Genomic DNA, 24,277 nt, shown 5'->3' on the forward strand with positions numbered 1-24,277 from the left:
CTACGTACAGAATAAGTATCAAATACAAAGGAGTGAAATCATTATGATTAAAAAATTAAGAGTAGCCGTGGATCACGGGAACCGGAACATGAAAACCTGTCATTTTATCTTTACCACAGGACTGACGGAACAGGATAAAAAGCCTGCCAGGGGAGAGAAGTATCTGAAATATCAGGGAAAGTATTATACCCTTAGTGAGAAGCGGATTCCGTACCAGAGGGACAAGACGCAGGACAGCCGGAACCGATTCTGGATTCTGACCTTATTTGCCATTGCAATGGAGCTGGAGCAGAAAAGCCAGATCCAGCCGGAGGATGTCATTCAGGTGGAACTTCCGATTGGGCTTCCGCCGAAGCATTTTGCAGAGCTTTGTGAGAGATATGAACGCTATTTCAAAGGGGACGGGAAGGTGCAGGAACTGTGCTTCAACGATAAAGTCTATCACCTCTGTATACAGAATGTAATGGCGTTTCCGCAGGATTATGCAGCCATGATGACGAGGATGATGGAAATCCGTGAGATTCCGAAAGTCGTAGGGATTGATATTGGCGGATTTACTTCTGATTATCTTCTGATGAGAAGTGGCAGACCGGATATGGATTATTGTGATTCTCTGGAAAAAGGTGTGATTACCATGTATAACGATATCATTTCCAGTATTAGCAGTGAATATGACATGCTTCTGGAGGAGGCAGATATCGACAGTATCATCAAGGGAAAAACGCAGTATTATGAGGAAGCTGTTGTACAGGCAGTAGAAACCATGGTTCAGAATTTTGTTACCGATCTTCTGAACAGCATCCGAGAGCGGGGCATTGATACAAAATCTACTTATACGGTGTTTATCGGCGGCGGAGCAGTGCTTCTGGAACGATTTCTGGAGCAGGCAGACCGGTTGGGAAAACATACCTTTATCCGGGATATGAAAGCAAATGCCGATGGATATGATCTTTTGTATCGCATGACACAGGCTGGAGTGTGATTTTATGGGAAAGAAAAATCCGTTTGTATTCACTATTGGTTTTGATAAGTCGGATCCAGATCACGTGTATGTGACAGAACTTCTGAATACGACAGAGAAAAAAGCAAAACTGATCGTTGCGGCAATTCTGGCATATACGGGAAGAACGGATGAGACAGGTAATGGCAGTATAAGCATGGAACCGGATATGCTCCGGCCAATGATGCAGCAAATCATCCGGGAAGAAGTAAGAAAGGTATTGGAAGGGCAGGACGTTTCTAAGATAAATAGAGAAATGCCCACAGAAGTTGATTTGATGGAAGAAGAACCGCTGCGGATGGATCAGACTATGAGACAGAATGTAGTGGATGCTATCAGTGCATTTCGCAGGGCATAAAAAAGCAGGAGAGATACACATGCTTATGGCAGTGTACTCTCCTGTTCTTTGTATCAGAATGGGAATAGACAGAAAACTCACAGACTATTCACAGATTACTCACAGATTGTCTTTGTATAATGTGTAGATGATGAAGGATACGGGAGAGCCTTAACTTAGGTTCTTGAATCCATCCAGAAGTCCACGCAGTGTAGAAAGGGCAAGCTGTTTCTGCTCCTCCGGGCAGGAATTTAGTTCTGCCATGATTTGCTGCATGGTAGAATCCGGGTTCGTTTTCTGGTTAGAAAATATAGCATCTATGGAAATATGTAAGTAAGTTGCCAAGGCATAAAGTGTTTCCAACTGTGGATTGCCAATATAGTTTTCAATATCAGAGACAGTCCGTAAAGAAATCTTTGCCTGTTCCGCAAGGCTGTTTTGCGAAAGATTGCGGCGGAGACGTTCTTCCCTGACTGCATCTCCCAATAATTTTTTCACCATCTATATCACCTCACTTAATGCATATATTTTATCGTAGATTAACACTATACGAAATGCGTTAAAGTGCGTTATGATAAGCAGGATAACACATGCACAAATAGAGAAACATGGAAGTAAGTACGACAGACATGAATGGACAGCATAAGATAAAAGCCAAAGAGGAACTGAATCTGTTAAAAAAATCTTATCCATACAATGTGTCGGAGAGAAGTTAGAATATGCAGTATATGAGATACTATCATCGCATATCCTACACAATTACATAGAAAGAGAAGTATCGGCTGGACTACGAATAGAGTGGTCCAGCCTTTCTTTTTTTCGAAAAAATGAAGGCAGTGTCACGTTTTGTTGCCGCTCACCGCCATCCTCGGAATTTTTTGGAACGTGATAAAAAATTTCGGAGGATAAAACAAATGAACAAAAAAACATATACAGGATCAAAGATACAAAATCACTTTACAGCATATCTGATACAGTTTGTCCGTGGAAAACGACATGATTATCTGGAGAAGAAAATCCAGATGGCTGATGCAGAAGAACTGTTGGAGGATATTGGACAGATGGAGGCAAGAATTGTAATCGAAGAATTGCTGGAGAACCAAACGAGGGAGCAGCTTTTATTGCAGGAGGCACAGGGGAAATATCCAGAATGGAATAAGATGTCAGATGAAAGACTGATGAAAGCGCTTCATACGCTGCGGGATGAAGAACGGAAGCTGATTTACCAGCATGTGTTTGAAGAACGTACTTTTGAGGAAATGAGCAGGCTAAACGGGTTATCAGAGGAGCGATGCAAGGGTATTTATTATTATGCAATCCGGAAGATCCGCAAGGTGATGGGAGGTGAAAACTAATGAATTTTGAACGATTACTTTTAAAGGCAAAAGAAGGAAATGCAGATGCGGTACTGAAGATTTTAGAGATATATAAGCCGCTTTTAATTAAGAATGCGATTGTGAATGGCAGATTTGATGAAGATCTGTATCAGGAACTGGTAAGTACATTGCTTCAGTGTATCCAGAGATTCCAGATAATTGAGTAAGTTATCTTAAACAAAGGCTGCAATCACTCTCAGGGGAGTAACATCCTCTGGGAGTGATTGTTTTTTGAAGGGTGATATTGCCTCAGTTCGAAGCGGCAGACGGTGTTGATCTATTATGTTGCCTGATGCTTTAATGCTCTTTTGTTGTTGCCAGTTCTTTATGAAGATGTAGAGCCATAAACACAGTAACAATAGCAGAAATTACATCGGCAATCGGTTGTGCATATAGTATTCCATTTATGCCCCAGAATGATGGGAGCAACAGAATGATCGGAACAAAGCAAATACCTTGTCGGCAAGCCCCAAGAACGAATCCGGCGGTGCCTTTTCCAAGTGCAAGAAACAGAGAAGAATACACTGTGTAAAATCCAAATACGAAGAAGGAAAATCCATTTGCCATTAGCGATTTTTGACCTACAGAAATCATCTCTGTATTGCCTTCTGTAAATTGCGAAATAATCTGTGTGGAAAATAGGGCTATTGTCAATCCCACAACTACACAAAATATTGTTGACCATAAGATAGAAGTTTTAATTGCTTCCCTGAGCCGATCAAACTTTTTGGCACCATAGCTAAAGCCGGCAATTGGTTGGAAACCTTTTAAGAAGCCGAACACAACCAGAGTTCCCATTGAAGTGATTCTTGTAACAGCGCCCATTCCGGCGATAACAGCATCTCCATAGATATTAGCTTCCCGGTTTATGAATGCGATAGAAAGGCTTGTAAGAAGCTGGAAAGTCAATGTGGGTATACCGATTTTCAGAATTTCAGTTATGATCTGCTTAGAAGGACAAAATTCCTTAATGGAAAATGTAAAAGCGCTTTTTTTCTGTAATGCATAAATTAAATATACAAGAGTAGAAGCCATTTGAGAAATTGCTGTAGCGATTGCCGCACCAGCAACCCCCATGTCGAGAGTATAGATGAAAATAGGATCTAAACCAATATTCAATACAGCTCCTAATAATAATGCACACATAGTTGTTTTTGCGGCGCCTTCACTTGCAACGATATTGTTCATCGTTACATTAAATACATTGAAAATACATGAAATAACATAGATTCTTCCATAAGAAAGGGCGTATGGCATAATCGTGTCTGTTGCACCTAACATGGTTAAAATAGGTTTCAAAAAAATTGCAGTTCCGATAATAATAACTGCGCCAATACAAACACTGCTGTATAATGCAGTACTGGCGACTTTACTTGCAGCTTCCCTATCTCCTCGCCCTAAAAGTCTTGATAAGTAGGAGGCGGCACCATTGCCAAACATCAGACCTAAACCAACAACTACTTGTCCTAAAGGAAACGCAATGGAAATTGCACCCATTTGACTCTCGCCAAGTCCTCCTATGAAATAAGCATCCACCAAATTGTAGAGAGCGTTAATAAGCATACCAATCATTATCGGTATACCAAGAGCCATTAGTGCTTGGGGAACAGGTGCATTTCCTAATAAATCCATTTTGTTGTTATTCTTGTTCATTTCAAATACTCCTTTCAATTAAGAATATAAATTATAGTAGTATAAATTATAGTATACTACGTGAGAGAATACTACTATAATTTATAGTAGTTGTCAAGCGTGTATCCTGCAATTTCCTTGACAAGAGGTATAAAATCAAATACTATAAATTACAGTATATATAACCGTAAGTATTTTATAGCTTTCGTGGATATAGAAAGTGGGTGAACTATGGCTACAATAGATTTAATTGTGTTAGGAATATTGAAAAAGGAACCGATGGGAGCCTATGATATTCAAAAATTAGTGGAATATCGTAATATATCAAAATGGGTAAAAATCAGTACACCATCCATTTACAAAAAAGCAATTCAGTTGGAGGAAAAAGGCTTCATTAAAGGAGAAATTGTGAAAGAAGGTAAGATGCCTGAAAAAGCAGTTTATTCATTAACAGATGAAGGCGAAAAAGAATTTGTAAAGCTTATGATGGAAACAGCCTCTAAACCCATTCACTTTTTTTTAGATTTTAATGCAGTAATTGTAAATTTGGATAAGTTACCGCCTGAAAGTCAACAATCATGTATTGCCAGTATTGAGGAAAATATTGAAATATTAAAAACTTATCTGGAGGAAAATCTTCGAGAGAAAGAGAATGATCCGGAAATCCCTAAGACTGGTATGGCAGTATTGCAACAGCAGATAGTTTTGGCGGATGCTATTGAAAAATGGATTATTTCTCTAAAAAAAGACTTTTGATGAAGAAGTCACTAGCTGATTTCTTATTAGGTCTGCAGGATTGGGAAGAAACAGGGATGGATGCCGACCTATGTTCCGGCTTTGTAGCCAGAACATAGAAATTTTCTTAGTGGGGAATCTCCCTCAAACCCGGTGCTCCTTATATCCTGCAGATTAAACTTCAAATTTATACCCATATCCAACTACTGTTTTTATGTAATTCTTGTCGCTGGAATACTTTTTTATCTTCTTGCGTATTTGAAAAATAGTGTTTTCCACGGCGTGGAAATAACCATTTGCTTTTTCATGCCAAACTGCTTCATAAATCTGTTGTTTAGTAAAAGCCATCCCTGGATTAGAATATAGCATATAAAGTACATCAAATTCTTTTACAGAAAAGTTAATGTCTTTTCGTACTATTAAGCCGTAGGTCGTAAAGGTCTGCGACTTTAACTTTACCCGGAAAGGAGCTGCCACATATATAGGCAGTGCTGTAATTTTAACAGTAACGGTCACCAATCTATGGGGATGGCTTGTATATCCGGCTGAAATGCTAAAAAATCAGTGGTTCTTATTTATCACTTCACTCTGCCCCGGTAATTATGTGTTTGCCGTTTCTGGCTCTTGCAGCTATTGCGATTCTACTGGTCTATTACCAGACTATTTGCAGGTAAAGCATTGCTCTGGTTTTGAATTTGAGTTTTGGCAGTCTAATAATAGCATTTTAGATTAGCTGTGATAAGGTGAAACAGATTAGGAGGAAAGTAAATTGCATTACAAAGACAAAAACCTACAGATAGATATTCGCTGTCATACTGTTTTTATGAATGATCAAAAGATTGAATTGAGTCTGAAAGAATTTACGGTACTAAAATATCTAACAGAACATCCTGGCTGGGTATTCTCTCACGAGGAGATTTATCGTAATGTCTGGAAGGAAGAACCGATTGACTGTGCTAATGCGGTTATGTGCTGCATTAGCCAGCTTCGTAAAAAGTTAAAAGTAGATTCACGGAACTGGAATTACATCCGCACCGTCCGAGGTGTGGGCTATAAGTTTCAACCACTCTCAGGGGAGTAACATCCTCTGGGAGTTTTTTGTCATATTTGTTGCACTTTTCGGCTCTGGTACGTACAGAAATAGAAAAGAAACATATCCCAAAATGTATACATTTTAGAAGTACGTTCCGGAAAGAGGGATTATATTTCAAAAAGGTTACACACACAGTTTTGAAATATACCAATAAAAGTGTGGATATTTTGGGACATGGAAAGGAGAAATGTGGATGCAGATATATGGATATCACCGTACCAGTACAAAGGAGCAGCATCTTGACCGTGGCATACAGGAAATTGAGCGGTACTGTAACGAGCATGAGATGGCACTTACGAATATTTTTACGGATCAGGAGACAGGGAAGAATTTTAATCGTCCGAGATATACCGTTTTAGTGGAGGATGTCCTGCGGCCGGGAGATATTTTGATTGTTACAGAATTGGACAGACTGGGAAGAAACAAGTATGACACCATGCAACAGATCCAGCGGATTAAGAACATGGGAGTGCGGCTTATGGTTCTGGAACTGCCGACTACGCTTATGGATTTATCTGTGATGGATAATGCGATGGCAAGGATGATGCTGGAAACAATCAATAACATGATGCTGGAGCTTTATGCTTCTATGGCGCAGGCAGAGCTGGAGAAAAAGGAGAAGCGACAGCGGGAAGGGATAGAAGCGAAGAAATTGCGGGGCGAATGGGATGATTATGGAAGACCAAGTGTGATGAAGCAGGAAACTTTTGATGAGAACTTTCAAAGCGTAGTTTCTGGAGAAACGACACCTACACAGCTTCGTAAAAATTTGGGAATGACGCACTCAACTTTTTATCGCTATCGAAAAACTTTTTATGAAAAATACCCGGAACTTTCAAATTCTGCAAATTAAAGTCCTATTACTTATATAGACCAAAGAATTTCAGGAGGAAAGAAATATGAGTGAAAAGAGAATAGGTACTTTAATTTATGATCCATCAATGGGAAGATTTGATATCCGGTTTGGGATTGAATCTTATTATGGAGGTCTTCATTGCGGAGAATGTTTTGATGTGAAGGTAAAGGATGCATGGATTCCGGTTCGGATTGAAATGGATGAAGACTGGTATCTGGTAGGGCTTCCTAAGACGAGTCTCAGTGGACTGACGGTTCGAATGTAGGAGGAGCATATGATGGAAGCTAAAAAGAAATATGAAAAGCCGGCATTCCGATTGGTGACAGATTTGGGGAGTATTTTGGAATGTCTGTATGAGGTATATGGAACGGATGGAACGATGTTGATTGCTGGGAACAAGTTATCGGATACGGTAATCTATCCGTTTATCCGCATGATTAAAAAGAAATGCAAAGCAGTGGATGCGGAAAAGCTGAATCTGATGCTCTGGAAGATTTATATGGTAAGTTCGAGAAAAGAAGAATTTGTGACGGCTGCTAAGAAAGAGCTGCAGCCTTATTTGACCAAGAAAGATGAAAAACAGATTGACACCACATATGACACCACATATACTATAGATAGGAGGCATTAAAGATGTCGAAATGGGATAAACTATTGACAAGAATTTGCTCATTATCGAAAGACCTTCGTTTTGATGAACTAAGAAAAGTATTAGAAAGTTATGGATATGAGATAAATGCTCCGAGAAGTGGGAGCAGCCATTATACATTCCGTAAAGCGGGATGCCAGCCGATAACAATACCGAAACACGAACCAATCAAGAAAATTTATGTTGAAATGGTAAAGCAGATTGTAGAAAGTGAGGCGAAAAACGATGAAGACACTGAATGATTATTTGGCAATGTCCTATCGCATGGAAATTGTGGAAGATAAGGATGAAGGTGGATTTGTGGTTTCTTATCCGGAACTGCCGGGATGCATCACCTGTGGAGAGACGATAGAAAGGGCAGTTGAAAATGCAGCGGATGCAAAAAAAGCATGGTTAGAAGCTGCACTGGAAGAAGGGATTGAGATTCACGAACCGGGAAGCCTGGAAGAGTATTCGGGACAGTTTAAAATAAGGATGCCACGCAGCTTACACCGGGATCTGGCGGAACACTCAAAAAAAGAAGGCATCAGTATGAATCAATACTGTATATATCTTCTTTCAAAGAATGATGCGCTGTTAGTAAAATAAATATACAAGAATATAGATGAAAAGAGCCGTCCGGATGGGCGGCTCGAAGTCTTTTATAGATTAAAAATGATATTGCTCCAGCAGGTATAGGGGAAGTGTTTGTACATTCCCAGCGGTTCCGCCTTTGGTATCACCTTTTAAATACAATAGTTTGTGGGCCTTCCCCTGTTCCAATGCCTTCAAGGCAGTAGATGCAGTTCCCTTACCGGCTTTAACTTCAATCAGATAGCGGATGTGAGTTTTCAATGTCTGAGCTACAAAATCAATTTCACCACCTTTATAAGTAGCAAAAGCCGGTGTCTCAAAGATAATTTCTTCCGGGAATTCCTGGCGTTTGGACAAGTTAATGTAAACATAGTTTTCGTTCAATGAGCCATCCATAGTTGATACAGTAGCACCAGTTCTGGAGAGATAATAATATGCAACTCCAAGATCCATGAAGAAGCAGCGGCTTCCCGGTTTGAAATTCAGGATGTCCAGTTCTGTGATTTTGCCACAGAAACCGATGATTCCAGAATGATAAAGCCAGTTGATAGCACGATAGCAGGTTGCTTTAGAAAGATTACTGGAGTAATTCTTTGTAACGAGCTTTTGCAGTTCTTCACTTATACTGTCCTCATCTAATCCTTTCTTTTCACGAAGCAGAATACGGCAGATGCTTAAAAAGATGTTGGTAAAAACACTAATATCTGTGATGTCATCAAAGTACCGCATAGATTCGTTTAAGAAAATGCGGATGATTCTAACAAGCTCTTTTTGAGCTGCTTCCACGTCTTTTGTGTTAAGGTATGTTTCCACAACCTTTGGATAGCCGCCAATCTGTCTATAGATGTCGTAAACATTCTTTAATTCGTCATATAGTTCCGGTACGGTGTCATCTGCATGATCCAGTGGAAGTGATAGATATTTCTGAAAAAGCTGGTCATCCAATGCTTCCAAAAACTCTTTAAAGGAAAGGGTATAAATACGGATACTGGTAATATCTCCACTGGAGAATTTGAATTCCGGTTCCAGTACACGTCCCAGATAACTTCCAGTTACAATGAAATGCGCTTGAAAATAGCGGGTAAATTCTCGGATACGGTTGAATATCTCTGAGGATTCCTGAATTTCATCAATAATGATGACTGTATCGTTGGTATCTTCAAAATCCGGATCGAAGAGTTTAAAAGCATCGTGAAGCGGCTGCTCCGGTCGTTTTGTACCGGGAGTCCAGTCTGTGGCTTTTTTGTAACATTCCATAAATTGTTTGCCGGACAAATCAAACAGGTTAATGTAGATCTTGTGCCTGAAGTTCTCATCCGCAAATTTATTGATAATATATGTTTTTCCGACCTGTCTGGCACCATTCACTTCCAAGGTGCTGTGGACGGTATCGTTTTTCCAATCCAGAAGCTGATCGTAAACTTTTCTTTTCAGATACATGGGAAATGCTCCTTTCTTTCAACTGTTCCTATTATATCAAAATATGAATGGATAATATAGAGGGTAATTTCTGATAAATGATGAATTGTCTAGTCTGAGCAGTTCTTCACGGGTATTCCGGTTTCTGTCATTACTTTTTCGTACTGAAGAAGCTGTTCCCAGGTCAGCCATTCCGGTTTCTGATCTGTGGGAAAACCATTCCATAATTCTTTCATACGGGCAATATGGTTTTGAACGCTATGATTGCATAGGATAGACGGACTGCGATTTCCGTAGCCCAGATAGTATTCACAGTCAGACTGTAATTTACTTAACATCCGGTACTCGAATTCATAGGAACTTCTTTGATACGGAGCCGGATGAAATGTGTACTCCTGCTGTATGGGATGGGAAGGTTCTCCATCAATATGGTTAAAAGATAAAGAATAAAGATTCGGTTCAGGCTCTTTGCCAAGGTCAATATCCTTCCACAACTTTCCGAATTGGTCCTTATATACCGGACAGGAAAAATCATCCATGCCAGTATACTCAAGCACTAATTTTGTTTTTGCATTTTCATTCATTCTATTAGACCATCCTTTCCTTTATTGCAGACATTGAGGTATATTATTGGGCGCTGTTTCTGCATTCCACTGCAGCTTCGCACGTACATCCATCAGGATGATTCCTAACTGGTTTTCTCCGCAGTTATTGACTTTGCCCCAGAAATAGTCACCCCAGTTGTTTCCTTCAATAAGTGTGGACTCTCCGGTTGCAAGAAGTTTATCCCGGAGTTCCGGGTTCTGCATGAATTTGCACATGCAGATTTCATACATGAGCCGGACTTTCACTTTTTCCCAGTCCGGGCGTAATGTAAGATCTCTGCCGAGTTTCTTTGCATCAGAAGGATTATGCATCCGAAAAATACAGAATTTGCGTTGCTCTCTCGCAGAGAGTGTTTTCTGCGCTTGAAAAGCAGCTTCATTATTTGCATAGGTTTGTCCCATGTAAGAGACCGGTGCCGGATAGAAATTGCTTAGAAAAGCATAATCTCCCCGAAATTCATTGATCTGTGTAGGTATGCGCTTGCTTGTATTTGTTTGATTCATTATAAATTCCTCCTTTGTAAAAGAGGTGCGGCCTTTCAGCCACACCTCAAAATAATTCTCATCTATTGCAGAGATGGTTATGCAATCATCTCCAAAAATTCAGCTTCTGTAAGAATTGGAATACCAAGGCTCTGGGCTTTTGCCAGTTTGCTGCCGGCTTTTTCCCCGCAGATCAGGTAATCGGTTTTCTTTGTTACAGAGCTGCCAGGTTTGGCACCAAGCTCCAGAATCTTATCGTTGATACCGTCTCTGGTAAAATGCTCCAGTTTCCCTGTTGCTACGATGGTACATCCTGTAAATTTGTTTTCTTTTGTCATAATGGTCTCTTCCTTTCTTTGTTCAAATGTGAATTCGTTCTGTAAGTTTTTCCATAAATCAAGATTTGCTTCATCTGCAAACCAGGAATGGATGTTGTGATTTAAGATTTCGCCAAAATCCTCTAACTGAGTGAAGTCGTAATCTCCGACAGCCGCCTGTTCAAATGCAGTTAAATTTCCGGAAAATACGGTGTCCAGAATCCGGCTTTTGGTTCTGCCGATCATAGGAATATCCATGGAAACCAGATAGCGGACAAAGCTGGTCCTCCGGCTGGCGTTGATGGATTCCCACAAGCGGTCGAAAGATTTCTCACCATATCCGTCCAGTGCCACAATATCTTCCCGGTGTTCCTCCAGATGATAGATGTCCTGAAAAGAGTGCAGATAGCCCAGATTCAGGAATTTTTCTAAAGTGGCTTCTGACAGTCCTTCGATGTTCATTGCCTTCTTGCTGGCAAAATGGACAAACCTTCTTGTGATCTGGCTGTCGCACTGCGGATTATCACAATGCAGAGTTTCTACGGTGCGACCGTCGCTGGTCTTACGGCTGTAGGTTCTGGTTTTGGAACCACAGCAAGGGCAGACCGGAGGCGTGATGTCGGTATACCTTCCACGATCCAGATTATCCTCTATATGTGGGATGATCATGTTTCGTTTGGAAACAAGAATCCGGCATCCGGGTACAAGCTCCAGATTTTTGATAAAGGTCAGATTATGAAGGGAAGCTCTGGAAACATCACAGCCGTCAATCTCCACGGTATCGAAGATGCCGACCGGAGCAATCTCTCCGAATCTGGTCGGTGTCCATTCAATTTCACGCAAGAAAGTTTCGTAGGTATCATCCTCAAACTTATAGGCGAGGCCGTCCTTATAGTGGTGTCCGGTTTTTCCGCAGCTTTTGGAGTAGCTGAGACTGTCAAAAATCATGACAATGCCATCGATAGGAAGATGTAAATTTGCTGCTGTGGATACCAATTCCTGAATGAATTTCTCCGCATATTCTTTTGAAAGTCCGGTTCCTGAAATTGAGAAAAACGGGCAGTAACCAAAGCCCAGGTGTGTTAAACCTTCTAATTTGCAGGCTCTGCTGTCCGGGAAGGGAACATCCTCCATTCCTTCTAATACATTGAACGGAAGAAAGCGAACACAACGTCCGATACAGTTCTTCGGATCAAGACTTCGTACTGATCCGGAAGCAAAATTACGTCCGTTTTTATAAGGTTTTCCATTTCCATCACGCAGAGTATCTTTCAGACGTTCAAAATCATTGGTTGGTATAAAAGACTCACCGGTAATGACCAGACGTTCTTTGTGTGGAATGGTAAGCGGTACATTTAAAAATGCCGGGATATTGTGTGTAATATCTTCCCCCACTTCACCATCTCCACGGGTAGAAGCCTGAATCAGTCTGCCATCTTCGTAAATGAGTTTGGTAGTCAAACCGTCCAGTTTCAGCATAAAGAGAACTTCCTGTCCTTTCATGAAATCTAAAAGCTCTGAAATCAGTTTTGTTTTCTCAAGCGAGAGCAGTGGAATCGGATGGGTGACTTTGGCAAGTTCACTGACCGGATAATATCCAACCGTCTGTGTCGGAGAATTTGACAGGATGAAACCAGTCTGTTCCTCCAGTTCCTTCAGTTCGTCAAAGAGTCGGTCATACTCGGCATCAGATACCAGAGGGGCATCCTGATTGTAGTAGGCATGACGGTATTCATTGAGTTGTTTTACAAGATTCTTAATTCTTTTGACTGACATAGAGTCTCCTTTCTTTTGTGGCGTGCCAGTTCCGGAATCATTTGTTTCCGTAATCCTCCTTTCCCTGCGTTCAGGCATAAAAAAAGAGAATGACGCTTATGTTCATTCTCAAAATAGATGCAGTTTCCTGCAAAATAAAAAAAGCCAGAAGTCCCTGCTGCTTGTTGGGCATAGGAAAACTCCTGACTACGTTTCAAACCTAAACTGCGTGTGATAAATCCTTTCCGGATTGACACAAATAATTGATATAAGAACAGTATAACACTAGATGTAGTATATGTCAAATGAAATAGATTCCTCAATGAAGCTTTTGCCTTATGTTGATGACAAATTTGTCGGCTACAGGAATAAAAGCGTTCAGGATTTCAGATTTGCCCTAAGCGAAGGAATTCGTAGCCAGGTATTTTTTGCCACTTTCGTGGAGAAAGTCGAAAACCAGATAAAATCAATCTCTGTCATAAATGCCTCTAAACTGTTTTTACATCGTAGTGGTTATGCAAGTTCTAAATTTAAAAATAATTTTCACGAATAACTAACTTTTCTATATGCTGAATTGTCATAAAATATAGATTATTAAATTTGAAAGCAGATTGAAGGTGATAAACATGAGAAGTTATAAACGGTATACCAGGCGAAAGAGACTTTTGAAGCAAATCGCTGTGGTTGCTTTAGTGTTTATATTGGGATTTGTGCTTTTGCGGGCTGTTTCGTATATGGCGATTCAGGGTGAAATTCCGATGATTAACAGTTTCAATCTATTTAGAAGGGAAGCTGATACTTCTTTTGGATGGAACTTGATTCTTGTAAATGACGATTATTGTGTTCCCCGTAATTATGAGGTAGAACTCACAGAATTATCAAACGGAGAAAAAGTGGATTCGAGAATCTATCCTCAGCTTCAGCAGATGTTTGATGATGCCAGAGCTGAGGGACTTGAATTATTTGTAAGGGAAGGGTACAGGACAACTCAGGATCAGAAAGATATTATGAATGAGAGAATTCAGCAGTATCAGGATGAAGGCTATTCACGTGGGGAGGCAAAAAAACTTGCGAAAGAATATGTTGCCGAACCTGGAACAAGTGAGCATGAACTTGGGATAGCCGTTGATATCAATGCGGATACGTCCAAGTGTTCTTCGGATGCTGTTTATACATGGCTTGCCAATAATGCATATAAATATGGTTTTATTAAAAGGTATCCTGATAATAAGATAGAAATTACAGGAGTGAACAATGAACCCTGGCATTATAGGTATGTAGGGGTGGATGATGCCATGGAAATGCAGAAAAAAGGATTGTGTCTGGAGGAGTATATCGAGACTCTAAAATAAAAATTAAAAAATAATTTATCTTTAACTAACTTTTTATGCTTGTTAGGTGTCTTAGTATATAGGAGGGTAAAATATAGGGGGCAAATGAGGAAGGAGGAATGAGATGACTTCTGACTTCTTATTACTACAGAAAATCAGAAACGGCAACAACCATGCAGGTAATCAGTTTGTTGAAAAATATTATTCTTTTATCTATCAATATTGCTTTCTGCACATCCACAATCAAGAATGTGCAGAAGATATGGTACAAGAAACTTTTGTGAGGTTTTTCGGAGCGCTGATGAGCGGAGCTGAAATAGGAAAGGCGAAGAGCTATCTATACAGCATAGCGGGAAATATCATTAAAAACTACTATAAAAAAAAGAAGGAAATATTATTGGATCAGTTGCCGGATATAGAAAAGGATAATCTGACAGAAATAGAAATCCGGCTTGATGTAGAACGGGCGTTGGATCTGCTTCCGGAAGAAATAAAAGAGACGGCAATCTTGTTTTTCTTTCAGGGGTTAAAACAAAAAGAAATTTCTGATTTATTACATATAAAATTATCACTTGTAAAATATCGTGTTTCGAAAGCAAAAGAATTACTGTCAAAACAGTTGGAGGAGGGAAGAGATTGAAGCAGTATCAGAGAAAAATCAAGGAGTATAAATCCTTGATACAGAAGGAATATATACAGGAAACGGCAGTTTGCACAGTAATGGAACGGTGTTCAGACATTGTGAGCCGTCAGGATAACAGACGGGCGTCATATTTCGAATTTTTATTTGAGCAGTTCAAATTTATCAAGAAAAGATGGTGGGCCCTGCAGGGAGGAATCCTGTTTCTGCTTTGGATTCTGCTAGCGGACTCAGATGGAGGAGCAAATACAGAGCGGACACTGGGGGCTATGTCGGTGATGTTTTCTGTGATGATCGTACCTGAAATCTGGAAGAACCGGAGATTTTCTGCAGTCGAGATCGAAAAAACGGCATTCTATTCACTGCGCCAGATCTGTGCTGCAAGGACATTGCTATTTGCAGCAGTGGATCTGGTTATGATTACAGCTTTTTTCAGTATTTCAGTTTATACACTACAGATTTCGGCATACCGGATCATCATAGATTTTCTAGTGCCGCTTAATGTTTCCTGTTGTATCTGTTTCCGACTATTGTATAGCAAATGGAATGATATGGAGCATATTGCTGTTTTTCTAAGTATATCCTGCATACTGATTTGGACGCTGATTGTGTCCACAGATTCTATTTATCAGAAAATTTCGGTACCGATCTGGGTTGGCTTGCTGATCATATCGTTTGGTTATCTGATCTTTTGTGTTCACAAATCGCAATGTAACTGCGAAATAAACTGGGAGGTGAAGTCGAGTGGAACTGCAATTTAAAAATGTAACAAAAGCTTATGGAGATGTACATGCAGTAGATCACGTAACACATTCTATGGAGAAAGGTGTATATGGGTTATTGGGAGTAAACGGAGCGGGGAAAACCACTTTGATGCGGATGCTGTGTACAGCGATAAATCCGACAAGCGGAGAAATCTTGTGGAATGGAAAGGATATCTTCAGTTTGGGAGCATCTTATAGAGGGATACTCGGTTATCTGCCGCAGAATTACGGGTTTTATCCGGATCTTTCAGTGTATGACTACATGATGTATATTGCATCCATCAAAGGACTCCGTCCCATCGTGGCAAAGAAAAGGGCTTTAAAACTGCTAGAGCAGGTCGGGATGGCTGAAAAGCGAAAAAAAAAGATGCGCACTTTATCAGGGGGAATGATCCGGAGAGTCGGAATTGCTCAGGCGATGTTGAATGATCCGCGGATATTAGTATTGGATGAGCCAACCGCCGGTCTTGATCCGAATGAGAGAATCCGGTTCCGAAATCTGGTCAGTGAATTGTCGGAAGACCGCCTTGTCCTGCTGTCTACCCACATTGTGTCAGATGTCGAATACGTGGCAAATGAAATCATATTGATGAAAGAAGGAAAATTTTTCTATACAGGAACATCGGATGAGATTATTTTGTCTATGGATATGTCAGTATGGAATTGTACTGTTCCTAAAAGGGAACTGAATAATTATATGAAGAAATATCTGACTGGAAATGTAAGGACAGTTGCCGACGGAGTGGAACTAAGAGTCCTTTCAAAGACGCCGCCGGCAAGGAATGCAGTACAGGTGGAGACAACACTGGAGGATGCATTTCTTCTGTATTTTGGAGAAAAGGCAGGTGATAAAGATGATGTTCAAATATGAGTTGAAAAAGATTTTTTCTAAGCGGGTTAATCAGGTTTTGCTTGCGGCAGTGCTTGTGGTGACGATTATTTATTCCGGTATGGCAATCGGAAGTATGCGCTATGTGGATGAAGAGGGGCAAAATCACACTGGGATTGAATCGGGACGGCTTCTGGCTGAAAATATCAATCAATGGAAAGGGGAACTTACAGCGGAGAAAATTTCCGAAGTAATAAATGATTACAAGACGATATCTGCCAAATATCCGGATGAAATACCAAATACAGAATATGGAAAAACAGTACAGTCATATTATGATATTTATAGTTTTGTAATTGGCATAATGACTCCAGATTCAGAATGGAATGAAAGTGTAGTATATCAGCTTTCAGATGAACAGCTACAGAATATCTATACAATCTATCAGGACAATATGAAGAAAATAGTGGAAGAGTATGGTACTACACCTGAAAAGAGAAGTTATCTGGAAAGCGTTTATAAAAAGATAGAAATACCTTTTATGTTCGAAGCAAAAGATTCCTGGACTACGATGACAATGTACGCACAAACTTATGTACTGTTAATGGCAGTGATCATAGGTTTTTTGGTAGCTGGTATATTTTCCGGAGAGTTCCGCCCGGGAACAGAGGATGTTTTTTTTGCCACTAAATATGGAAGAACGAAGGCAATAAAAAGCAAGATTTTTGCGGGAATACTTGTGTCAACGGTTACCTATTGGATCGGAGTGGGGGTATTGTCTCTTATCTCATTTGCAGTAATGGGAACAAGCGGATTTTTCACGCCGTATCAGATTGATGATCCATACAGTATTTATGTTATGACATATGGAGAATATTATTTGCTGATACTTGTGGGCGGGTATATCGTGACAATGTTTTGTGCTGCGTTGACTATGCTGGTGACAGTTAAGATGCATACACCGAATCTGGCGATTTGTATCCCGTTTTTCCTGCTTTGTATGATGCCGTTTATCGCAAGAGTATTACCGGCATTTGATGCTTTTTTCAATTTGCTGCCAACTGTATTGACTAATATTTTTAATGCAGTGAGGACGCCGATTCTTTTTCAGATTGGTTCGTTTGTATTTCGTCAGATTTCGTTATTGATGTTTCTGTACATCTTATTATTTATTGTACTGTTGCCTTTAATATATATAGGTTATAGTCGATATGGGTTAAAGAAGAAATAGTATTACGAACGTCTGATAAAGCTATTGAAACTTTCGGCTGTTACTGCAGAAATTTTATGATCCGGATAAAAAAGAGGGCTACTGATAAATTGCGTAATTGTGCCTCTTTATATAAAAGAGAAATTAAATGACATCACGTGAACTCGTTCGGGATATGTTTATAAACTATTTCCGGATATTTGAAAAAGATCAGGAAGGGTTGAAAAGCAGGTGATACCATGGGAAAGTAATGATTCTTACGTTTTCTGATTCCGAGGAAGAAATTCTGAATAAGATTAAATCGGTTCTAGTCTGTGAAAACACAGTAGAGTTTATGGATAATGTAAACATTCAAAAGTTGAGATTCCCAAGTCTGGAAATAGACCAGCTTCAGCGTTGTGTAATCAGAGAAGATAAGACAGTGGGGCTTACCCGACATGAATATGATCTGCTTCTATATCTTGCGTTATCTCCTAATCGGGTATTCACGAAAGAACAGATCTATCAGCATATCTATGAGGAAGCGGAGTCAGAAGTGAATAACCGAATTTACGGTCTGATTAAGAACTTGAGAAAGAAAATAGAAGAAAATCCGGAAACACCGCACTACATAGAAACGATACGTGGTGTTGGATATCGCTTTCGGGCATAAAAGGAGCCGTCCGGCAATGGGCGGCTCGAAGTGTTTCTCTTGTTGTTTATTTATTGTTTTTTTCGTTGTATACTGATAAAACGAGGTGATAAAAGTGGCATATAGAATTTTGATCGTGGATGATGACATCGAATTATTAAAGATGTTAAAGAACTATTTTGAAATCAAACGATATGATGTAATGATGGCAGAAGATGGCACAGATGCTTTGGAAAAAATCCATAAGAAACCGGATATTATCTTGCTGGACATCAATATGCCTAAAATAGACGGATTAGAAGTATGCAGACGTATCCGGGGCAAAGTAACTTGTCCCATTATCTTCCTGACGGCAAAAGTGGAGGAGCAGGACAGGGTAAACGGGCTTTTATCCGGTGGGGATGACTATATACTGAAGCCGTTTAGTCTGAAAGAACTGGATGCTCGTATTATTGCACATTTGAAGCGTGAGGAGCGTCATAAAGGGAAGTCTGAATACAGATTCCACGGAGACCTCAGTATTGATTATGGAGCAAAGAGGGTTCAGATCGGTGAAAATGATTTGGAGCTTACGAAGCTGGAATATGCAATCATTGAGTTTTTGTCCATGAATCCAGGACAGGTTTTTGACAGGGAGCGGATATACGAAAAGGTGTGTGGTTATGATGCGGAAGGTGACAGCCGTGTTGTTACGGAACTGATCCGGAGAGTGAGAAAGAAACTGGCGGAATATACGCAGACAGAATACATTGAGACAGTATGGGGGATGGGGTATCGATGGAAAAGATAAGAAATTTATCCTTGAAAAAGACAATGGTTTTATATACGATACTCAGCTTGATTGTCACTTTTTTTCTTTCTGTGTCAATTATTGAGATTGCCGGGCAGATACAGGAGGAGGTCTGGTGGAAGTACGTGGATCAGGACGAGTATTATCAGGCAATGAATGACCGCAATGAAAATTTTGAGGTAGTGGTACCGAGACCGAATCAGAGTAAAATGAGCAGAATGGACTGGCATATTTCAGAAACCTGTGATTTCCTTCAGACGTACGGAGTATTGCTTTTTTCTTTTGCCGGATGTGGAATTGCGGTCAGCCTGTTTTACAAAAATAAATTAAAGAGACCGATTCAGGAACTGAAGATGGCATCACAGATGATTGCGGAGGAAGATCTGGATTTTCATATGGCTTATGAGAACGAGGACGAGATGGGGATGCTGTGCAGGGAATTTGAAAGGATGCGTGGGCAGTTGGAAGAAAATAACCGTAGACTTTGGCAGATGATCGAAGATGAGCGGGTACTGCGTGCAGCGATTGCCCATGATATCCGCTCGCCGCTTGCAATCATGCGGGGATATCAGGAAATGCTTTTGGAATTTGTTCCGGAAGATATGCTTGATCAAGAGAAAATGATGGAGATGTTAAGGGGCGGTATGCTTCAGATTGAACGGATGAACCATTTTATTGATGGTATGCGGAAGATGACGAAACTGGAAGAACGGGAATTAAACTGTTCCGTGGTGGATATCCGGCAGTTGATCAGCCAGATAAAAACGCTGGCAGAAGTCATGGAAGAAAAATCAGAAAAGGACTTCACGGTAACGGCAGTGGGAGAGTCGGAAACTCTGGTCGCAGATGCGGAAATCATCATGGAAGTAGCGGATAATCTGTTGTCCAATGCATTCCGCTATGCCAGTCAGAAAGTCGGGCTGAAGCTGACAGTGACGGCGCAGGATCTGAAAATGAGTATCGGTGATGACGGAACGGGATTTCAGGAAAATATCGATACGGTGACACAGGCGTTTTATCATGAAAATTCGCAGGATGATTTAAAGCATTTTGGAATGGGTATGTATATCAGCCGTATCTACTGCGAACGGCATGGCGGGAAACTGCTGATAAAAAATGCAGCAGATGGTGGTGCGGAAATTGAGGCAGTGTTTAAAAATTATGTATCAGAAAAACAACAGCAGAAATAATGGTAGCACCAGATAAGAAAACATTGAAAAAGTCAGTAAAATCAATGTTTTTTATGGTGCAAACACGGTGCGAAGTCGAAACAATCAAATACTGACAGGCTCAAAGGGCGTTGATATGCAAGTATCAGCGCCCTTTTCCTATACCCACAAGCCATAGGCATTGAAAACCTATGGCTTTTTTTTATACCCATTTTTGAAGGAGGCTGGCAATGAAACTGACAGAAGCAGAAATGAGGATGGTGTTTCAGATTGAAAGTACCAATCAGAACGCCGCCCTGAATGAGATTTACATGACATGGCGCTATGCGCCGAACCCGGCAACGAAAGAAACGGCGGAAGGCCTTCTGGACAAGCTCCGCCCACTGTCGGATCAGGAGTGCATGGATTTGATCCGCAAGGTGCAGGCCGAATACCGTCTGCCGGAGAAAGTCCGCACCATCGGGGAAATGCTGGCAGAAGCCAGGCAACGATCCGGGGCGCAGAAGTTATCCGGCCATGACATTATGGCTTTGGAGCGTTTCGACCCGGCGACCAGACACATGATTGTCTTTGATGTTCTTACCCATGACTCGCCTGTTGGCTGGAAGGGTGAGAAAATGCGTCTGTTCCTGACCGACGCCGGATACAGCAAGGCTTTGGAAAATCAGGAAAAGGGGCACATCAAAATCCGCAGCCATGCGAAGGTACTTTCCGGCGATCTCCACTATGACCATAAAGACCGTGAGAGGTAGCCGACTGAAAACTGTATCAAAATCAGTGGGATATCTTCTGTTTCTTCCTCTGTGGCTTGCGTTCTGAATGGGGCGTGGATGTTTTCCCATGCAGGAGGCTATGGAGGCATACAGACGGGTAAACCGCTCAAAATCAACACTTTTTATTTTCACAGGAAGGAGGTGCGAAGATGGCTGTTTTTCGTATTGAAAAGACCCGTGATTATACGGTCATGTCGAACCATCACTTGAAAGATCGAACGCTGACCCTGAAATCCAAAGGGCTGCTGTCCATGATGTTGTCGCTCCCTGACGAGTGGAATTACACCACCAGAGGTCTTGCGGCGATCTGCCGGGAAGGTGTGGACAGCATCGGTGCGGCATTGAAGGAGCTGGAAACCCACGGGTATATCCGGCGCACACAGCTTCGGGATGAAAAAGGCAAGATCACGGATACCGAGTATGTGATTTACGAAATGCCTCAGTGCGAGCCGCCGTCAAGCCCAGGTACGCCTTTACCGGGTACGGCAAAGCCATATACGGAAAACCCGGATATGGGTATCCCGGATACGGCGGAACCGTGTACGGAAAACCCCGCACAATTAAATACTAATCAAACAAAGACTGATTTATCAAGTACGGAGATATCAAATCCTATCCAATCAAATCCCCCTACCCCCGCAGAGGCAAGGATGGGAACGGATCGGATGGGAGCCAGAGAATGTTATCGTGAAGTGATTTTGGATAACATCGAGTACAGCTATCTGGTGCAGGACAGCCACATCGACCGTGAGCAGCTTGACGAGATTGTTGACCTGATCGTGGATACCGTGTGTTCTGCCCGCAAAGTCATTCGCATTGCCGGAGACGATTATCCGGCGGAGGTGGTAAAGTCCCGGTTTATGAAGCTGGACAGTTCCCATGTTCAGTATGTCATGGACTGCATGAAGGACAACACCACCTATGTCCGCAATATCAAGAAATACCTTCTGGCGGCGCTGTATAACGCCCCGACCACCATCAACAGCTATTATTCTTCCCTGGTGCAGCACGATATGTACGGGGACGGGCAAAGGGGGCGAGGCTAAATGCAGGAGGAAGTAACGCGGGGTGCCGTGACACTCATTGTTGACGGAGCCAAGCTAAGTGAGCAGGTCTTTGAAAAGGCGGTCAAAAAGTTTCTGGAAGAAATCCAGAAAAGCCAGAAGCCGAAAATCTACCGTGGAAAGCAGACCCTCAAACAGCTTGCCGGTCAGAACGCCGGTCTTGCTAATATCGAGATCAGCGACAAGAATATCAAGGCTTTCTCCCGTGTGGCGAAGAAATACCATGTGGATTTTGCATTGAAGAAGGACACCGCCGCAGAACAGCCCCGTTACCTGGTCTTTTTCAAAAGCAGGGACGCGGATGCCATCACAGCGGCGTTTCAGGAGTTTGCCAGCCGGAAAATGAGCCGTGAGGAAAAGCCCTCCATCCGGGAACGGCTGACCCAGGCGAAGGAACAAGCGGCGGAGAAAGCGGAACACCGCACCATTGACCGGGAGAAAGTAAAGGTCAAAGATCGGAGCGTGCAGAGATGAACATGAAAAAAATGTTTTTGCTGAACCTTCCGTATCTCCTGTTCGTGTATCCCTTCGATAAGCTGGCACAGGCTTTCCGGCTTGCGCCCGGTGCTGACCTCTCCGGCAAGCTGCTTTCTATCGGGGACGGCTTCACGGCAGCGCTTTCCTCCCCGTGGCTCAGTTTCCAGCCAACGGACCTTCTGATCGGTATAGCCGGTGCGGTGGTCCTTCGCATGGCGGTCTACCTGAAAGGCAAAAACGCCAAGAAATACCGCCACGGAATCGAGTATGGTTCTGCCCGCTGGGGTACGGCGGCGGATATCGCCCCCTACATGGACAAGGACTTTTTCCAAAACATCCCCATGACGCAGACAGAAAGGATTACGATGGCGAGCCGTCCAAAGCAGCCGAAGTATGCCAGAAATAAAAACATTCTGGCGATCGGCGGTTCCGGCAGCGGCAAGACGCGGTTCTTCTGTAAGCCGTCGCTGCTGCAAGCTCATTCGTCCTATGTCTGCACTGATCCGAAAGGAACCTTGCTGCCGGAGATCGGCGCTTTCCTGGAACGGAAGAAATACCGTATCAAGTGCCTCAACCTGATAAACTTCCGAAAATCCATGAAATACAATCCGCTGGCTTATATCCGATCAGAGAAAGATATCTTAAAGCTGGTGAACGCCCTGATTATGAACACGAAGGGCGAAGGCGAAAAATCTTCGGAAGATTTCTGGGTCAAAGCAGAACGCCTCTATTATTCCGCGCTGATCGGCTACATCTGGTATGAGGCCACGGAGGAAGAAAAGAACTTCATCACACTTCTGGACCTTATCAATGCCAGTGAAGCCAGAGAGGATGACGAAACTTATCAAAGCCCGGTGGACCTGCTCTTTTCTCAGTTGGAGGAACGGGAGCCGGACCACTTTGCCGTCAAGCAGTACCGCAAATTCAAGATGGCGGCGGGCAAGACCTTAAAATCCATCCTCATTTCCTGCGGTGCCCGGCTTGCTCCCTTTGATATCAAGGAGCTGCGGGACCTGATGGAATATGACGAACTGGAACTGGATACCCTGGGTGACCAAAAGACGGCGCTGTTTGTGATCCTCTCCGATACGGACAGCACCTTCAATTTTGTGGCCGCCCTCATGTATAGTCAGCTTTTCAATCTGCTCTGCGACAAGGCGGATGACTTCTACGGCGGGCGGCTGCCCGTCCATGTCCGTCTGATCCTGGACGAGTTTGCCAACATCGGCCAGATACCGAACTTCGATAAGCTGATTGCCACCATCCGAAGCCGTGAAATATCGGCTTCTATTATTTTGCAGTCGCAGAGTCAGCTAAAGACCATCTACAAGGATGCGGCGGATACCATCGTCGGTAACTGTGACAGCACCTTGTTTTTGGGAGGCAAGGAGAAATCCACGCTCAAGGAAATTTCGGAACTGCTGGGGAAAGAGACCATTGATCTCTATAACCAGTCCGAAAACCGGGGCAGCCAGGTTTCCCACGGCCTCAGTTATCAGAAATTAGGAAAGGAGTTGATGACCCAGGACGAATTGGCAGTGATGGACGGCGGCAAGTGTATCTTCATGCTGCGGGGCGTGCGCCCGTTCCTTTCGGACAAGTACGACCTCACCCGGCACCCGAATTACAGATACACGGCCGACGCCGACCCTAAAAATGTCTTTGACATGGAACGGTACATGAAGAAGCAGCGTGCCGTGGTAAAGCCCACGGATACCTTCGATGTGTACGAGATTGACGCAACTACTTAAACCCAAATCAAAAACATT

At 42.2% G+C, this 24,277-nt stretch carries 31 protein-coding genes; 24 read left to right on the top strand and 7 right to left on the bottom strand.

Annotated elements, in window-relative coordinates:
- Positions 1 to 43 precede the first annotated feature (43 nt).
- Both N5B56_RS06745 and N5B56_RS06750 read left to right on the top strand, forming a co-directional pair.
- A complete protein-coding gene (locus N5B56_RS06745) occupies positions 44 to 982 on the top strand; it encodes a ParM/StbA family protein (protein WP_260978628.1) in 939 nt (312 codons plus the stop codon).
- 64 nt (positions 983 to 1,046) lie between these two features.
- The gene (locus N5B56_RS06750; RefSeq protein ID WP_260978629.1) at positions 1,047 to 1,358 is read left to right on the top strand and encodes a hypothetical protein; all 312 of its coding nucleotides are present in this window, start codon (positions 1,047 to 1,049) and stop codon (positions 1,356 to 1,358) included.
- Between the two features lie 150 nt (positions 1,359 to 1,508).
- Here N5B56_RS06750 and N5B56_RS06755 read toward each other — a convergent pair whose 3' ends face one another.
- Positions 1,509 to 1,838, bottom strand: a complete 330-nt coding sequence (locus N5B56_RS06755; protein ID WP_005333402.1) for a helix-turn-helix transcriptional regulator — start codon at positions 1,836 to 1,838, stop codon at positions 1,509 to 1,511.
- A 413-nt stretch (positions 1,839 to 2,251) separates the two neighbouring features.
- On the opposite strand from N5B56_RS06755, the gene N5B56_RS06760 reads away from it, so the two are divergent.
- Together N5B56_RS06760 and N5B56_RS06765 are read left to right on the top strand one after the other, a co-directional pair.
- Positions 2,252 to 2,692 carry a sigma factor-like helix-turn-helix DNA-binding protein gene (locus N5B56_RS06760; RefSeq protein WP_023921559.1) on the top strand — a complete coding sequence of 147 codons (441 nt, stop codon included), beginning with the start codon at positions 2,252 to 2,254 and terminating at the stop codon, positions 2,690 to 2,692.
- Entirely contained in the window at positions 2,692 to 2,880 is a 189-nt protein-coding gene (locus N5B56_RS06765) for a helix-turn-helix domain-containing protein (protein WP_005333406.1), read from the top strand. The genes N5B56_RS06760 and N5B56_RS06765 overlap by 1 nt, the downstream gene beginning before the upstream one ends.
- A 130-nt stretch (positions 2,881 to 3,010) precedes the next feature.
- On the opposite strand, the gene N5B56_RS06770 is transcribed toward N5B56_RS06765, so the two are convergent.
- On the bottom strand, positions 3,011 to 4,366 hold the full coding sequence (locus tag N5B56_RS06770) for an MATE family efflux transporter (RefSeq protein WP_005333407.1): 1,356 nt from the start codon (positions 4,364 to 4,366) through the stop codon (positions 3,011 to 3,013).
- A 210-nt stretch (positions 4,367 to 4,576) separates the two neighbouring features.
- On the opposite strand from N5B56_RS06770, the gene N5B56_RS06775 reads away from it, so the two are divergent.
- The gene (locus N5B56_RS06775) at positions 4,577 to 5,101 is read left to right on the top strand and encodes a PadR family transcriptional regulator (RefSeq protein ID WP_005333410.1); all 525 of its coding nucleotides are present in this window, start codon (positions 4,577 to 4,579) and stop codon (positions 5,099 to 5,101) included.
- Positions 5,102 to 5,254: 153 nt separating this feature from the next.
- Here N5B56_RS06775 and N5B56_RS06780 read toward each other — a convergent pair whose 3' ends face one another.
- Positions 5,255 to 5,596, bottom strand: a complete 342-nt coding sequence (locus tag N5B56_RS06780) for a winged helix-turn-helix domain-containing protein (RefSeq protein WP_005333412.1) — start codon at positions 5,594 to 5,596, stop codon at positions 5,255 to 5,257.
- Positions 5,597 to 5,849: 253 nt separating this feature from the next.
- On the opposite strand from N5B56_RS06780, the gene N5B56_RS06785 reads away from it, so the two are divergent.
- From N5B56_RS06785 to N5B56_RS06810, 6 genes are all read left to right on the top strand, one after another.
- On the top strand, positions 5,850 to 6,161 hold the full coding sequence (locus N5B56_RS06785; RefSeq protein WP_023921561.1) for a winged helix-turn-helix domain-containing protein: 312 nt from the start codon (positions 5,850 to 5,852) through the stop codon (positions 6,159 to 6,161).
- A 205-nt stretch (positions 6,162 to 6,366) separates the two neighbouring features.
- Positions 6,367 to 7,026: a recombinase family protein gene (locus N5B56_RS06790; RefSeq protein ID WP_040015506.1), complete on the top strand. Its 660-nt coding sequence runs from the start codon at positions 6,367 to 6,369 to the stop codon at positions 7,024 to 7,026.
- Between the two features lie 46 nt (positions 7,027 to 7,072).
- Positions 7,073 to 7,294, top strand: a complete 222-nt coding sequence (locus N5B56_RS06795) for a DUF5348 domain-containing protein (protein WP_005333419.1) — start codon at positions 7,073 to 7,075, stop codon at positions 7,292 to 7,294.
- A gap of 9 nt (positions 7,295 to 7,303) precedes the next feature.
- Complete coding sequence (locus tag N5B56_RS06800) at positions 7,304 to 7,660, top strand: hypothetical protein (protein WP_005333420.1); 357 nt, start codon at positions 7,304 to 7,306, stop codon at positions 7,658 to 7,660.
- A 2-nt stretch (positions 7,661 to 7,662) separates the two neighbouring features.
- On the top strand, positions 7,663 to 7,920 hold the full coding sequence (locus N5B56_RS06805) for a type II toxin-antitoxin system HicA family toxin (RefSeq protein ID WP_005333422.1): 258 nt from the start codon (positions 7,663 to 7,665) through the stop codon (positions 7,918 to 7,920).
- Entirely contained in the window at positions 7,904 to 8,266 is a 363-nt protein-coding gene (locus tag N5B56_RS06810; protein WP_005333424.1) for a type II toxin-antitoxin system HicB family antitoxin, read from the top strand. Before N5B56_RS06805 ends, N5B56_RS06810 begins: the two co-directional genes overlap by 17 nt.
- 60 nt (positions 8,267 to 8,326) lie before the next feature.
- Here N5B56_RS06810 and N5B56_RS06815 read toward each other — a convergent pair whose 3' ends face one another.
- From N5B56_RS06815 to ligA, 4 genes are all read right to left on the bottom strand, one after another.
- On the bottom strand, positions 8,327 to 9,691 hold the full coding sequence (locus N5B56_RS06815) for an ATP-binding protein (protein WP_117470422.1): 1,365 nt from the start codon (positions 9,689 to 9,691) through the stop codon (positions 8,327 to 8,329).
- Between the two features lie 89 nt (positions 9,692 to 9,780).
- Positions 9,781 to 10,254 carry an LPD11 domain-containing protein gene (locus tag N5B56_RS06820; protein WP_005333427.1) on the bottom strand — a complete coding sequence of 158 codons (474 nt, stop codon included), beginning with the start codon at positions 10,252 to 10,254 and terminating at the stop codon, positions 9,781 to 9,783.
- A 21-nt stretch (positions 10,255 to 10,275) separates the two neighbouring features.
- The gene (gene ybiA, locus N5B56_RS06825; RefSeq protein WP_023921566.1) at positions 10,276 to 10,779 is read right to left on the bottom strand and encodes a riboflavin biosynthesis intermediates N-glycosidase; all 504 of its coding nucleotides are present in this window, start codon (positions 10,777 to 10,779) and stop codon (positions 10,276 to 10,278) included.
- A gap of 77 nt (positions 10,780 to 10,856) precedes the next feature.
- On the bottom strand, positions 10,857 to 12,851 hold the full coding sequence (ligA, locus tag N5B56_RS06830) for an NAD-dependent DNA ligase LigA (RefSeq protein WP_040015507.1): 1,995 nt from the start codon (positions 12,849 to 12,851) through the stop codon (positions 10,857 to 10,859).
- 277 nt (positions 12,852 to 13,128) lie between these two features.
- Here ligA and N5B56_RS06835 point away from each other — a divergent pair, with 277 nt between their 5' ends.
- The 13 genes from N5B56_RS06835 (at position 13,129) to N5B56_RS06895 (ending at position 24,259) form a co-directional block, all read left to right on the top strand.
- Positions 13,129 to 13,383: a hypothetical protein gene (locus N5B56_RS06835; RefSeq protein ID WP_005333435.1), complete on the top strand. Its 255-nt coding sequence runs from the start codon at positions 13,129 to 13,131 to the stop codon at positions 13,381 to 13,383.
- A gap of 73 nt (positions 13,384 to 13,456) precedes the next feature.
- Complete coding sequence (locus N5B56_RS06840) at positions 13,457 to 14,182, top strand: M15 family metallopeptidase (RefSeq protein ID WP_313958658.1); 726 nt, start codon at positions 13,457 to 13,459, stop codon at positions 14,180 to 14,182.
- A 103-nt stretch (positions 14,183 to 14,285) separates the two neighbouring features.
- A complete protein-coding gene (locus tag N5B56_RS06845; RefSeq protein WP_117470420.1) occupies positions 14,286 to 14,801 on the top strand; it encodes an RNA polymerase sigma factor in 516 nt (171 codons plus the stop codon).
- The gene (locus N5B56_RS06850; RefSeq protein WP_117470419.1) at positions 14,798 to 15,562 is read left to right on the top strand and encodes a hypothetical protein; all 765 of its coding nucleotides are present in this window, start codon (positions 14,798 to 14,800) and stop codon (positions 15,560 to 15,562) included. The genes N5B56_RS06845 and N5B56_RS06850 overlap by 4 nt, the downstream gene beginning before the upstream one ends.
- Positions 15,546 to 16,436: an ABC transporter ATP-binding protein gene (locus tag N5B56_RS06855; protein WP_008373946.1), complete on the top strand. Its 891-nt coding sequence runs from the start codon at positions 15,546 to 15,548 to the stop codon at positions 16,434 to 16,436. The genes N5B56_RS06850 and N5B56_RS06855 overlap by 17 nt, the downstream gene beginning before the upstream one ends.
- The gene (locus N5B56_RS06860; protein WP_330425610.1) at positions 16,411 to 17,625 is read left to right on the top strand and encodes a hypothetical protein; all 1,215 of its coding nucleotides are present in this window, start codon (positions 16,411 to 16,413) and stop codon (positions 17,623 to 17,625) included. The genes N5B56_RS06855 and N5B56_RS06860 overlap by 26 nt, the downstream gene beginning before the upstream one ends.
- 229 nt (positions 17,626 to 17,854) lie before the next feature.
- The gene (locus tag N5B56_RS06865) at positions 17,855 to 18,256 is read left to right on the top strand and encodes a winged helix-turn-helix domain-containing protein (RefSeq protein ID WP_008373942.1); all 402 of its coding nucleotides are present in this window, start codon (positions 17,855 to 17,857) and stop codon (positions 18,254 to 18,256) included.
- 94 nt (positions 18,257 to 18,350) lie between these two features.
- Complete coding sequence (locus tag N5B56_RS06870; RefSeq protein WP_023921570.1) at positions 18,351 to 19,025, top strand: response regulator transcription factor; 675 nt, start codon at positions 18,351 to 18,353, stop codon at positions 19,023 to 19,025.
- Positions 19,013 to 20,215: a HAMP domain-containing sensor histidine kinase gene (locus N5B56_RS06875; protein WP_117470418.1), complete on the top strand. Its 1,203-nt coding sequence runs from the start codon at positions 19,013 to 19,015 to the stop codon at positions 20,213 to 20,215. The genes N5B56_RS06870 and N5B56_RS06875 overlap by 13 nt, the downstream gene beginning before the upstream one ends.
- A 416-nt stretch (positions 20,216 to 20,631) precedes the next feature.
- Positions 20,632 to 20,946 (top strand): DUF5720 family protein, encoded by a 315-nt coding sequence (locus N5B56_RS13525; protein WP_370807607.1) that lies wholly within the window; start codon positions 20,632 to 20,634, stop codon positions 20,944 to 20,946.
- 170 nt (positions 20,947 to 21,116) lie between these two features.
- The gene (locus tag N5B56_RS06885; RefSeq protein ID WP_178046091.1) at positions 21,117 to 22,013 is read left to right on the top strand and encodes a DUF6017 domain-containing protein; all 897 of its coding nucleotides are present in this window, start codon (positions 21,117 to 21,119) and stop codon (positions 22,011 to 22,013) included.
- Positions 22,014 to 22,505, top strand: coding sequence for a PcfB family protein (locus N5B56_RS06890; RefSeq protein ID WP_260978631.1), 492 nt, complete (start codon positions 22,014 to 22,016; stop codon positions 22,503 to 22,505).
- The gene (locus N5B56_RS06895; RefSeq protein ID WP_260978632.1) at positions 22,502 to 24,259 is read left to right on the top strand and encodes a VirD4-like conjugal transfer protein, CD1115 family; all 1,758 of its coding nucleotides are present in this window, start codon (positions 22,502 to 22,504) and stop codon (positions 24,257 to 24,259) included. Before N5B56_RS06890 ends, N5B56_RS06895 begins: the two co-directional genes overlap by 4 nt.
- Positions 24,260 to 24,277: the final 18 nt, after the last annotated feature.

The sequence above is a fragment of the Eubacterium album genome, from assembly GCF_025336545.1.
Lineage (GTDB): Bacteria > Bacillota > Clostridia > Lachnospirales > Lachnospiraceae > Eubacterium_U > Eubacterium_U album.